General features: G+C 46.1%; 9 protein-coding genes. 4 read left to right on the forward strand and 5 right to left on the reverse strand.

What is annotated here, in order from left to right:
* Positions 1-235: 235 nt before the first annotated feature.
* The 4 genes from OO774_RS17610 to OO774_RS17625 all read right to left on the reverse strand — a co-directional run bounded on the left by OO774_RS17610 (position 236) and on the right by OO774_RS17625 (position 5,244).
* Complete coding sequence (locus tag OO774_RS17610) at positions 236-1,090, reverse strand: porin (protein WP_264907938.1); 855 nt, start codon at positions 1,088-1,090, stop codon at positions 236-238.
* A 571-nt stretch (positions 1,091-1,661) separates the two neighbouring features.
* Complete coding sequence (gene araH / locus OO774_RS17615) at positions 1,662-2,651, reverse strand: L-arabinose ABC transporter permease AraH (RefSeq protein ID WP_264907940.1); 990 nt, start codon at positions 2,649-2,651, stop codon at positions 1,662-1,664.
* A 17-nt stretch (positions 2,652-2,668) separates the two neighbouring features.
* Positions 2,669-4,186 carry an L-arabinose ABC transporter ATP-binding protein AraG gene (gene araG, locus OO774_RS17620; RefSeq protein ID WP_264907942.1) on the reverse strand — a complete coding sequence of 506 codons (1,518 nt, stop codon included), beginning with the start codon at positions 4,184-4,186 and terminating at the stop codon, positions 2,669-2,671.
* 59 nt (positions 4,187-4,245) lie between these two features.
* Positions 4,246-5,244: an arabinose ABC transporter substrate-binding protein gene (locus OO774_RS17625; RefSeq protein WP_269469177.1), complete on the reverse strand. Its 999-nt coding sequence runs from the start codon at positions 5,242-5,244 to the stop codon at positions 4,246-4,248.
* A 381-nt stretch (positions 5,245-5,625) separates the two neighbouring features.
* On the opposite strand from OO774_RS17625, the gene OO774_RS17630 reads away from it, so the two are divergent.
* The 4 genes from OO774_RS17630 (at position 5,626) to araC (ending at position 10,895) form a co-directional block, all read left to right on the forward strand.
* Positions 5,626-7,329, forward strand: a complete 1,704-nt coding sequence (locus tag OO774_RS17630) for a ribulokinase (RefSeq protein ID WP_264907944.1) — start codon at positions 5,626-5,628, stop codon at positions 7,327-7,329.
* Positions 7,322-8,056, forward strand: coding sequence for an L-ribulose-5-phosphate 4-epimerase (locus OO774_RS17635; protein WP_269469178.1), 735 nt, complete (start codon positions 7,322-7,324; stop codon positions 8,054-8,056). The genes OO774_RS17630 and OO774_RS17635 overlap by 8 nt, the downstream gene beginning before the upstream one ends.
* 63 nt (positions 8,057-8,119) lie before the next feature.
* Entirely contained in the window at positions 8,120-9,622 is a 1,503-nt protein-coding gene (gene araA / locus OO774_RS17640) for an L-arabinose isomerase (RefSeq protein ID WP_264907946.1), read from the forward strand.
* Positions 9,623-10,058: 436 nt separating this feature from the next.
* Positions 10,059-10,895: an arabinose operon transcriptional regulator AraC gene (gene araC, locus OO774_RS17645; protein WP_264907947.1), complete on the forward strand. Its 837-nt coding sequence runs from the start codon at positions 10,059-10,061 to the stop codon at positions 10,893-10,895.
* Positions 10,896-10,958: 63 nt separating this feature from the next.
* Here araC and galM read toward each other — a convergent pair whose 3' ends face one another.
* Entirely contained in the window at positions 10,959-12,038 is a 1,080-nt protein-coding gene (galM, locus tag OO774_RS17650; RefSeq protein WP_264907949.1) for a galactose-1-epimerase, read from the reverse strand.
* Positions 12,039-12,054: the final 16 nt, after the last annotated feature.

Raw genomic sequence — 12,054 nt, forward strand, 5'->3', positions numbered from 1 at the left:
AAATAAATCTCTTACCACCAATGATGACAACGCAAATATGATAAGGGTTAAGACCCCGCAAGAGGTGCCTGAGAAAACGTTAGGATGTTAAATATCCGATTAGCGTATGAGGTTCTTGCGAGCGTCTTTCATTTTGGTCCGGAACAGAATATTCCAGTATGACCGCTTATAGTACTGCATCTTAATCTTCATTGTGATTGCGTTCAGAGCACCCATTGACATCGGGAGGAAGTCCTTATAGTACGTTTTCGTTCCATTGGGCTTCAGACCCCGTACCTTGTAAATCACCGTCTGCGTATTGAAGTGAACCGTAAACTTTGAAACAGTCAAATGTGTACGCTGCAGCTACAGAGTAAGTTTGACCATCGTTTGGAGATTCAAGCTTAAGTTCTACACTGTCGCTTGCTTTCAAGCTCGCTGCGTTTTCGAAAGAAATGAATGCTGCGCCAAATTTGAAATCACCCAGTGTTACATCACCAGCTAAACCGACAGAGTTCGCTTTGTCGCCGTCAGAACCATAAGCTACCGCCGCAGAGAAATCGTCTACTTTGTAGTTTAGAGATGTAGCAAAGTTTGCTTCGTTGTCTGAATCGCTGTCAGTTTCGTAGTTTGCAGAAAACTCAAGATCGTTGATTGTTTTCTTGTATCGGATACCTTGGCCATCTACACCACCTTGACCGATGATGTATAGGTTAGAACCTTCACCTTGTTTCGCTTTTTCAACTGCACCGAATGAGTTACCAGTATCACCGAAAGAGAAATTACCGTAAGTAGTGTGGTCAAATTCTAATTTAATATCAGCGAATTCTGCATTACGGTTTGCTTTTGTCACACTGTCGCCAGCATTAATTGCGAAAGAACCGATTAGTTTCGCATCTTCACTTAATTGATGCGTACCTTTAACTTTTAGGTGTGCATCTGTAAATACGTGTGGTTCTTTCTTTTTATCATCAGCATTAACGTAAATTGCGATACCTTTTGCCCAACCAGATAGTTCAACTGTGTTTTCGTCTGATTTGTAGATTTCGCCAGCTGCTGCCGCACCAGTGAATAGAACAGAAATTGCAATAGCTAAAGGTTTGATGTTCATATCGTACTCCATATGTTGCACAAAAAATTAATGCAACCAATTGTATTAAAAGTATTTATAGGCTAAGAGATTACATTCTTATGCTGAATGCGCTTCTGGAGTAATATTATCGAAATAAATTATATTTAAAATTGAAATGTTATTTTAATTTTAATAAATAAGATCGTGATCATAAATAAACCCATATTTGCAAAGTAACGATATGCAGTTTTATGCACTGAAAATGATAGGTCTTCGTATATTTATTTGATTAAGATCAAATATATATCCACACAGAAAAATGTGACGAGATGCAATATATTAGTGCGTATAAAAAACAACCAGAAACACTGATAGGAAAATCATGGAATTGTAAAAATAAAAATTAGATATGAATCGCAAATTTATTTATAAATATATTAATTGCTATTTAAAACATGCTATGGGAGGAATCAGATATATAAGATGCTCTATTTCCCCACCGTCAACGCTCAGTAATTTAAAGGCTGTAGGGCGGGTAAACAAAAAAAAGTCCCCTCATTACTGAAGGGACTCTTTGTGAAGAATTAACGTTTTTGAGTCAGCGGTTCATTTATGCTTTTGCTGTCTGTTTGTAGCGGTCAAAGATAACAGCGGCTAGTAGAATTAAGCCACGAACAACGTATTGAGCAAACGGAGACATGTTCAATAGGTTCATCGCGTTTTCTACGGTACCCAGAATTAGCACACCAGCGATAACGTAAGAAACTTTACCGATACCACCTTTCAGAGATACGCCCCCCAATACACAAGCAGAGATAACCACCAGTTCAAAACCAACAGAAGTCATTGGCTGGCCTGAAGTCATACGTGCAGCCAGAATAACACCAGCAAGTGCTGCCATGAAGCCAGAGATGGTGTAGATCATCATCTTAGTTTTTACAACGTTTACCCCAGCCAGACGTGCCGCTTCTTCGTTGCCACCAATCGCCAGTGTATTACGGCCATAAACGGTACGGTTCAGTAAAAACGTAAAGACAGCGAATGTAATGATTGTTAGCCAAATTGGAGTCGGGATACCGATGAAAGAAGAGTTACCTAACGCGAAGAAGCTCTCTTCTGTGATACCTACCGCTTTACCGTCAGAAATGATGTAGCCTAGACCGCGAGCAATCTGCATCGTCGCAAGTGTCGTAATTAGTGCGTTGATTTGCAGCTTGGCGATAACAAAGCCGTTTAACAGACCAAATGCCACACCAGAAAGTAGGCCTGCACCCACACCCAGAACGACGCTGCTGGTCGCGTTGATAGCTACAGCGGTAACAACACCTGAACATGCAATGACTGAAGCAACAGAAAGGTCAAGGTCACCACACGCAAGACAGAACAGCATGGCACATGCCACCATACCACTCATTGAGATGGCCAGGCCTAAGCCTTTCATATTGATGAAAGTTGCAAAGTAAGGAACAAATAGGCAGCAGAGTAAAAAGAGTCCTGCAAACACCATAAGCATTCCGAACTTATCCCAGGTTTTTGCGAAGCTGAAGCCACCAGTTTCAGGTGCTGACTCTAGAGCTTTTGTAGGGCTAGAAGTAGACATAATGATATTCCTTAAATTTAAGCGGCTGCCGAATCTTCTTTATCTAGCATGGCTAGACGAAGAGCGGTTTGTTCATTGAATTCGTCGCGTTGTAGTTCACCAGTGACCTCGCCGTCTTTCATAACAAGTACACGGTCAGAGATGCCCAACACTTCAGGTAAATCGCTGGAAACAACGAGTACCGTTACTCCGTTCTCTGCCAGCTTAAAAATGAGTTCGTAAATTTCCGATTTGGCACCCACATCGATACCGCGAGTCGGTTCGTCCAGTAAGATCACGCTCATTGCGGTTGATAGCCAACGACCAAGGATTACTTTCTGTTGGTTACCGCCAGACAATTTGCCGATAGGTTGCTCCAGCGAAGAAGCTTTTACATTGAGTGCTTCTTTTTGCTTCGCAGCGTTGTTTTTTTCCCAATCGAAATCAATCAAGCTCTTTAATTTCAAATGCCAAGGGCGAGCACTGATGTTGGTATTCTCTTGTACCGACATGATTGGAACGATGCCATCTGCTTTGCGGTCTTCCGAGCAGAGAGTAATGCCGTGACGAATCGCTTCTTGTGGGTTTCTGACGCCAATTTTGACATCGTGTAAGTAAAGGTCACCGGCTGTCTTTTTGTCTGCGCCGAAAATAAGGCGAGTAAGCTCAGTACGACCTGCACCCACCAGGCCAAACAAACCGAGGACTTCACCTTGTTTAACATCCAGCGAAACGGGTGCGGTTAACCCTGGACCTTCGAAGTTTTCGAGGCGTAAACCACTCTTACCGTGTTCACGCGGACGGTAGTTGAAGATGTCACTAATTTCACGGCCAACCATCAGTTCAACTAAACGATCGTTCGTCAGCTGTGAAAGATCAGTAAATGATTGAACGTGTTGACCATCTTTGAAGATAGTCAATGCATCACATAGATCGAAGATCTCTTCCATGCGGTGCGATACGTACATGATGATTTTGCCCGCATCACGCAGTTCTCGGATAACCTTGAACAGGTTTTTAATTTCGCGCTGTGACAAACTACTGGTTGGTTCATCAAATGCGATAATTTGTGCGTTTCGGCTCAGTGCTTTGGCAATCTCAACCATCTGCCATTGGCCAATAGACAACTCTTTTAGTTGGCAAGATGGGTCGAATGTTTCACCTAAACGCTCTAACTGAACTCGTGCGTTCTTGTTGAGGGTTTCTGTATCCACTCGGCCACCCTTGGTCGGTAGTTGACCAAGATAAATATTTTCCGCAACCGTTAGCTCAGGAACCAAGTTGAGCTCTTGATAAATAATGGCAATACCGTGCTCAAGCGCATCATTGGTTGAATTCAGCGCCACTTCTTTACCATCAATAGCGATGTGACCTTCCGTAGGCGTATGAAAACCACTTAAGGTTTTTAGTAACGTTGATTTACCAGCACCATTTTCACCCATCAAAGCGTGAACACTGCCCGCATCGGCGCGGAAACTCACGTTGTTCAATGCCTTAACACCAGGGAAGTGCTTCGAGATATTTCGAAACTCTATGTAAGAGGGGGACTTCGCCATGACATTCTCTCCGTTAAATCAGTTGGTGACGACCAAGCTGGCCGTCACCGAAAGTGAGCTTACAGCCCTTTTTTCGCTAGTTCGTCTTTGAAGTTGTCACGAGTGATAAGCACAACGTCCGTAACTTCAACAAACTTCTCTGGTTGAACGTCTTCTTTTACCCACTTGTATAGAGACTCGATACTCTTGTAGCCGTGTACGTCCGGGCTAGGTAGTAGTGAACCGTAGAAACCAGTCGGTTGAGATTTCGCAAGTTCGTTAACCGCATCAACACCGTTGATACCAATACCGATTACGTTGTCTGAACCGAAGCCCTGACCTTCTGTTGCACGTACGCCGCCTAATACTGTGTTGTCGTTCATACCAACGATTAGCCATTGCTTAACGGTTGGGTATTGAACAAGTAGAGAGTTCGCTGCGTCCAGTGCTCCTGGAATGTCATTGGTTTTGGTTGGTACACGGTAGATTTGCTCTCCAGGGAAGCCAGCAGCTTTAAGTGCAGAAATTGAACCATCTACACGACGACGCGCAGTATCAAGCTCATCCGCAGTGATAGCCATTACGCCAGTCGCAGAAGCATCCCAACCACGTTTTTGCATTTCTTTGTACAGCTCAGTACCTTGACGTTCACCGATAGCAGTAGCCGCCATCATAACCAATGGTACGTCTGTCATCGGCTCGCCTTTCGCATTTAGGAACTGGTCATCGACCGTAATCACTTTCAGGTCATAGCTTTTTGCTTTCGCCATGATTGCAGGACCTAATTTAGGGTCTGGTGTGCAGATAACGAAGCCTTTCGCGCCTTGCGCCGCTAGAGTGTCGATAGCATTAAGGGTTTTTTCGCCATCTGGCACCGCCATTTTTACTACTTCAAAGCCTAAATCTTTACCGGCTTTTTCAGCAAATGACCATTCCGTTTGGAACCATGGTTCTTCAGGTTGTTTAACTAGGTAGCCTAGTCGGGTGTCATCATTTGAACCAAAAAATGCATTGGCCGAAGCACTAAGCATAGTTACGCCAGATAGGGCAGCGATTGTGAGTAGTTTTTTTAATTTCATTGTTATCCATCCACAGGTAGAGGTGAGTGTTCGCTATACATACTTGTGGATTTAGGGACATTTGTTAGTGACAAAAATCACAGCGGAAAAATGTAGCGAATTTGTCCATTCATTTAGCCAAAGGGGCTATGACACAGATCTCAATTATGCGACCCGTCATCAAGATTTACGCTAAACAAGCCAACACTAGCCTAGTGCGAACGTTGAATTCGCTGATATTTTGCTATTCCGACCTGACAAAAGAAGGTGTTAAAAAGAACACAAAAAATCGTCCATGACGTTTTTGTCCATAAAGTTAGCAGGCCTCTTTATGGGATAACGTCCCTCCTCTCGCTATAACAACAAGTAGATTTAGTTTGCTGACCAAAAGCTGGAGCAGTCATGGACACATTAAACACACAACAACAGCATGTCATTGGTTTGGACTTCGGTTCAGACTCCGTACGTGCCCTTATCGTAAATGCACAAACAGGCAGTGAAGTCTCTTCGTCTGTCGTCTATTACCCGAGATGGATGAAAGGGCTATATTGTCAGCCTGCTCAATCTCAATTCAGACATCACCCTCAAGACTATTTGGATGCAATGACCAGCGCTATCCAAGAAGTACTAACGACGGTTTCGCCTGAACTCGCCTCTTCCATTGTTGGTATCGGTGTCGATACAACAGGCTCAACACCAGCCCCAATTGATGAAAACGGCAACATCCTGGCATTGCTACCAGAGTTCGAGAACAACCCAAATGCGATGTTTGTACTTTGGAAAGATCACACGTCGGTGACAAAGGCGGATCTGATCAACGAGCTTGCCCACTCAGGTGATTTCACCGATTACACCCGTTACATCGGTGGTATTTATTCATCGGAATGGTTCTGGGCTAAAGCCGCTTGGGTCAGCGAACAAGACGAACAAGTCGCTAAAAACGCCTACAGCTGGGTAGAACTTTGTGACTGGATTCCAGCGATTCTCGCCGACGCTCAGCATCCACAAAAACTGCGTCGTGGTATTTGTGCTGCCGGACATAAAGCCATGTGGCACGACAGCTGGGGCGGCCTGCCTGACCAAGCGTTTTTAAGCGCGATTTCTCCGACACTGGATGGCATCCGCGATCGTATGTTCACGGAAGTATTCACTTCGGATCAAGCCGCTGGTTACCTGTCAAAAGCATGGGCAGAAAAACTGGGCTTGCCAGAAGGCATTGCGATTGCAATTGGCGAATTTGACTGTCACATGGGCGCGGTGGGTGCCGGTGCTGGTGCCAATGATTTGGTTAAAGTGATTGGCACCTCTACGTGTGACATCTTGATGGTTGAAGCCGATCAGGTTGGCGATCGCACCATTCACGGCATTTGTGGTCAGGTTGAAGGTAGTGCGATGCCAGAGTTGCTGGCGCTAGAAGCAGGACAATCTGCATTTGGTGATATGTACGCTTGGTTTAAGAACGTCCTGATGTGGCCACTGCAGGCTTACGCTGAGCGCAATCCAGACTTTGCAAAGACCGCAGACGAAATTGCATCTGATTTATTGCCAATGCTTTCGCAAGCCGCTGAGCAGCAGGGTATCGACAAATACACACCTGTCGCAATGGACTGGCTCAATGGCCGACGCACACCATACGCCAACCAACGACTAAAAGGTGCTATCAGTGATTTGAACCTTGGCAGTGCTTCACCAGCCATCTTCTCTGCATTGGTTGAGTCAACGGCTCACGGTGCCAAAGCGATTGTCGATTGCTTCATCGAGCAAGACGTCAAGGTTGAACGCGTAATTGCCATCGGTGGTATTGCGCAGAAATCCCCGTTCGTGATGCAGATGTGTGCGGATGTGATTGGTCGCGAAATCATAGTGGTTGAATCGGATCAATGTTGTGCATTAGGGGCAGCGATATTTGCGGCAGTCGCAGCTGGTGTTTACCCAGATACCAAAGCCGCACAAGGCGTTATGGCAAGCCCTGTTCGTCAAACTTATTCACCAAACCCACAAGTGCAAGCTTTGCGAGCAGAGCGCTACGCGACGTATCGTCAACTAGGTCAACACATGGAACAAATGGCAGAGTTCCATCAATCTCAGGAGCGTGAAGATGTCTGAACAAACAGCATGGAATGATGTGAATTCATTCGCTGAACGCATGAAAGCCCTTCGCCATCAGGTGTGGCAGGCCAACATGGATCTTCAGCGTCATAACCTCGTGACCTTCACCTGGGGCAATGTTTCAGGCATCGATCGCGAATCCGGTTTAGTGGTGATTAAACCAAGTGGCGTCGAATACATCGAACTCAGTGCGGAAAACATGGTGGTAGTGGATCTGCAAGGCGAAATCATTGAAGGCGATCTTAAACCTTCTTCGGATACCGCGACGCACCTAGAGCTATACCGCCAGTTCCCGTCAATTGGTGGCATCGTGCATACCCACTCGTCTTATGCGACGTCATGGGCGCAAGCAGGCGCGGCGATTCCTGCATTCGGCACCACGCACGCGGATTATTTCTACGGTCATATTCCTTGTGCCCGCGCTTTGACTCAACAAGAGATTGAAAACGATTACGAGCTGAATACCGGTAAAGTCATCGTTGAAACGATTGGCGCAACTGATCCAATGGCGATTCCTGGAATTTTGGTTCGCGAGCACGCGCCATTTACCTGGGGAACCGATCCACATAACGCCGTACATAACGCAGTAGTAGTGGAAGAAGTTGCCAAAATGGCGTTCCGCACCCTGTCTATCAACCCGAGCACGTTACCAATTCCACAGACCTTGCTGGATAAGCACTACTTACGCAAGCACGGTAAAGACGCGTACTACGGACAAAAATAACCAACAATTGTCGCCTGGCAACTGGCGAGGCGACCAATGCGACACAGAATAACAGAGGCACTTATGAAAGATTTAACAAACAAATCTGTATGGTTTATCACCGGTTCACAGCACCTATACGGTCCTAAAGTATTGGAGCAAGTGGCAAAGAACAGCGAAGAGATCGTGGCTGGTTTCAACCAGAGCAGCGATGTGTGCGTGCCTGTTGTATGTAAAGAAACAGTGAAGTCGCCAGAGGAAATCCTGAACGTTTGCCAACAAGCAAACAACGATGAAAACTGTCTGGGTGTGGTGCTATGGATGCACACTTTCTCGCCAGCTAAAATGTGGATTTCAGGTCTTAAGCAACTAAACAAACCATTTGTTCATCTGCACACCCAATTCAGCGAAGCGCTTCCTTGGGAAAGCATCGACATGAACTATATGAACCTCAACCAAAGTGCGCACGGTGACCGAGAATTTGGCTTTATTGGTACGCGCCTTGGCTTGGACCGCCGCGTTATCGTTGGTCACTGGCAAAAACCTTCTGTACGTAAGCAACTCGACCACTGGTGCCGCGCGGCAATTGGTTGGCACGAAAGCCACACGCTACGTGTCGCTCGTTTTGGTGACAATATGCGCCAGGTAGCGGTAACTGAAGGTAACAAGGTTAGCGCACAAATCGAGTTTGGCTTTGAAGTACACGCTTACGGTTTAGGGGAGCTAACTGAAGTCGTGAACAAAGTCGAAGACAGCGCGATCAACGCCCTGTTGGAAGAGTACCGCGCAACGTACCGAATCGCTCCGGAGATTTTTGAAACGCCAGAACAGCTAGAAATCCTTAAGAACGAAGCGCGTCTTGAACTTGGTATGGAAACCTTCCTGCAAGAGCGCGGCTGCATGGCATTTGTAAACACGTTTGAAAACCTGACAGGCTTAACTAACCTGCCTGGTTTGGCAACGCAACGCTTAATGGAAAAAGGCTATGGTTACGGCGGTGAAGGCGACTGGAAAACTGCCGCGCTGACACGCATCATCAAAACTATGGGTCAAGGTCTACCGGGCGGCACGTCTTTCATGGAAGACTACACCTACAACTTAACGGGTGAAGGCCAGGTGCTTGGCGCGCACATGTTGGAAGTATGCCCGACTATCGCCGCTGACAAACCATCGATTGAGATTCATCGCCATACTATCGGTAAAACTGACGATGTCGCACGTGCGATCTTCAGCGCGAAATCCGGCCCGGCACTCGTTGCAACCCTGATTGATTTGGGTAACCGCTTCCGCTTGTTGGTGAATGAAATTGATACCGTAACACCGCCATCAGATCTACCAAACTTACCTGTGGCACACGCACTGTGGGAGCCTCAGCCAAACCTGGAAGTATCTGCAGCTTCATGGATTCATGCGGGCGGCGCGCACCACAGCGTATACACGCAAAACGTCACTTTAGATATGCTAGAAGACTTCGCTGAGTTTACTGGTATCGAACTGGTTGTGATTGACAAGAACACCACCATCCTTGACTTCAAAACAGAGCTGAAACACAACAGTCTGTTCTACCGTTTTAGCAGCGGTATCTAAATCTAAAAATACGCATGCACCTATTCGGCTGAGGGGGTCAGTCGAGTAGGTGTTTTGCTATATTTTGAACATCCAACTTCCCGCACGTCATGCCACCCCCCCTAATAGCTTGAACAATTCCCTACCTCTCGTTTTTGTTATCTATTTTTTTACTGCGCAAAATAATCGAGTAGAATTTGTGGGTTATGCGCATGGCAAAAATAGCACTGCGGTCTGTGACAACTATACTGATAAATCCATGCTTAGCATGACGGGTTGTGGCGTAGCGATGTGATATGCCGGATTAGATATCTACACTCGCAACAACATAATGGCTACAATCGATAATCATCGGTGAAGCGTTAAAACAACAACTTAAACAACGCTTGCCACTCTGGTTTATTTTTTCGCCGCGCGAATTTGTGGCGTTTGTTAATGCTGTTATACGGAAGAGAGAATGCAAAACGATCCCTTGAAACCTGGATATGACTTCAATGCTCATTTAGTTGCGGGCTTAACGCCAATCTCCAAAGGCAACGATCTAGACTTTGTTATTGACCGTCCACATGGGATGAAGGGCTTTATCATCAATTTGACGGTCAAAGGCCAAGGTACCGTGTTCCACGGTGATGAATCCTTTACGGTTAACGAAGGCGATTTATTACTTTTTCCTACGGGTGTACCGCACTATTATCACCGCTCAGAAGAGGCGGAAGACTGGCACCACCGTTGGATCTATTTTCGCCCTCGCGCCTACTGGATAAACCGTCTTAAGTGGGAAAGTTGCATCAACGGCGTGTTTATCACCAAAGGTGTCGAGATCGACGCCCAGGAAAAGCTCGATCTGTTGTTTAAGCAGATTGAAGACCTGAGTAAAAAGGACGAGCCATACAGCGATGAATTGACGCTCAATTTGCTAGAGCAGCTATTGATACGCTGTAAAATGAACCAGCCGAACCTTATCAAGAAACTCGTTGATCCAAGAATCACCAACGTGTTGAATTACATGGCCAAGCACCTCAATGAAGATTTTAGCAACGAAAAATTAGCCGATCTTGTGTGTTTGTCGCCCTCCAGATTGGGGCATTTATTCCGCGACGAAGTTGGGATGACGATCATCCAGTGGCGTGATGACCAACGAATCAGCCGAGCGAAACAGTTGCTGGTGACATCGAACTATTCCATCAACCAAATTTCTCGCTTGATTGGCTATTCGGACCCACTCTATTTTTCGCGCGTATTTAAGAACAAAGCTGGGCTAAGCCCGAAACTCTATCGTGAGAAAGTGATGTAAGTAACCTTAAGACGCTGGGTATACATGTCGGGCAGGAATATCTCCTGCCCGAATTATTTATGATCACTGAAAGTTGAACTGGTAACTGGTTTGATGCTGATAGAACGACTTTTGAGTAATAAAGCGTTTGTTCGCCTCTGGCCATTCTGGATGGTTTGGGCAATCAGGTAAGAATTGGGTCTCAAGCGCCAAACCCTGATAATCCTGATATTCCCCATTGCGAGAAGGCGTTCCTGCTAAAAAATTACCGCTGTAGAACTGAATCGCAGGTTTATCGGTAAACACAGACATCTCCACCAGCTTATCTGAGCTAGTCAGGCGAGCGATAGTGCTAACGCCATCTGTTAACTCTTCAGGTAAGCTAAAGGCGTGGTCATAGCCTTTGGCTAACTTCTGGTCTTCATCTCTCAATAAGCGCGGCCCAATCACCTGAGCATTGCTAAAATCAAAACTGCTCCCTTGTACCGTTTTCAGCTCGCCAGTTGGTATGAGATCTTCATCAGTCGGCAGGTATTCGTTGGCCAGCAATTGCAGCTCATGCTCGAGAATAGTCTTGCCAGATTCCGCACCATCCAAATTAAAGTAGGCGTGATTGGTCAGGTTAATTGGACAATCCTGGTCACAGATTGCGGAATATTCGATGCACAGTTGATTGTTTTCCGTCAGCGTATAAGCCACTTCAGCAGTAAGATTCCCCGGGAAACCTTGATCACCGTCGGGAGACATCAAACAGTAGGTAATGTGTGAATCACTTTTGTCTTTCACCAACCAGCGGCGCTTATCAAAGCCTTCAACACCGCCGTGGAGGCTGTTGCCATTATTGTTGCGAGTAATCGAATAAGTTTGGCCGTTTAAGCTGAACTGGCCATTGGCGATACGGTTGGCAAAACGGCCTATGGTCGCGCCTAAAAACGCCGAGTGAGACTGATAATCGCGCAATGAGGTCATGCCGAGCAGCACTTCTCTCGGCCCAGAGAAAGTCGGAAGCTGACAACTCAACCATGTGGCGCCAATATCCATAAAGGTGGCTGTCATGCCGTGATGATTACGTAAGATATGAACCTTGGCAGGCTCGTCATCGGTGAAAAGATCGTGCTCAATCGCGGTCTTGATCGCGTCGGGTGAAATTATGCTGTTGGGCATAGAGGCTCCTTTCAAA

Source organism: Vibrio sp. STUT-A11, from assembly GCF_026000435.1.
Taxonomy (GTDB): Bacteria; Pseudomonadota; Gammaproteobacteria; order Enterobacterales; family Vibrionaceae; genus Vibrio.

What these genes read in the sequence shown, in the direction of transcription:
- araG (WP_264907942.1), bottom strand. Translation starts at nt 4,186, where the DNA reads ATGGCGAAGTCCCCCTCTTACATAGAGTTTCGAAATATCTCGAAGCAC.
- araC (WP_264907947.1), top strand. Translation starts at nt 10,059, where the DNA reads ATGCAAAACGATCCCTTGAAACCTGGATATGACTTCAATGCTCATTTA.
- araH (WP_264907940.1), bottom strand. Translation starts at nt 2,651, where the DNA reads ATGTCTACTTCTAGCCCTACAAAAGCTCTAGAGTCAGCACCTGAAACT.
- galM (WP_264907949.1), bottom strand. Translation starts at nt 12,038, where the DNA reads ATGCCCAACAGCATAATTTCACCCGACGCGATCAAGACCGCGATTGAG.
- OO774_RS17630 (WP_264907944.1), top strand. Translation starts at nt 5,626, where the DNA reads ATGGACACATTAAACACACAACAACAGCATGTCATTGGTTTGGACTTC.
- OO774_RS17610 (WP_264907938.1), bottom strand. Translation starts at nt 1,090, where the DNA reads ATGAACATCAAACCTTTAGCTATTGCAATTTCTGTTCTATTCACTGGT.
- araA (WP_264907946.1), top strand. Translation starts at nt 8,120, where the DNA reads ATGAAAGATTTAACAAACAAATCTGTATGGTTTATCACCGGTTCACAG.
- OO774_RS17625 (WP_269469177.1), bottom strand. Translation starts at nt 5,244, where the DNA reads ATGAAATTAAAAAAACTACTCACAATCGCTGCCCTATCTGGCGTAACT.
- OO774_RS17635 (WP_269469178.1), top strand. Translation starts at nt 7,322, where the DNA reads ATGTCTGAACAAACAGCATGGAATGATGTGAATTCATTCGCTGAACGC.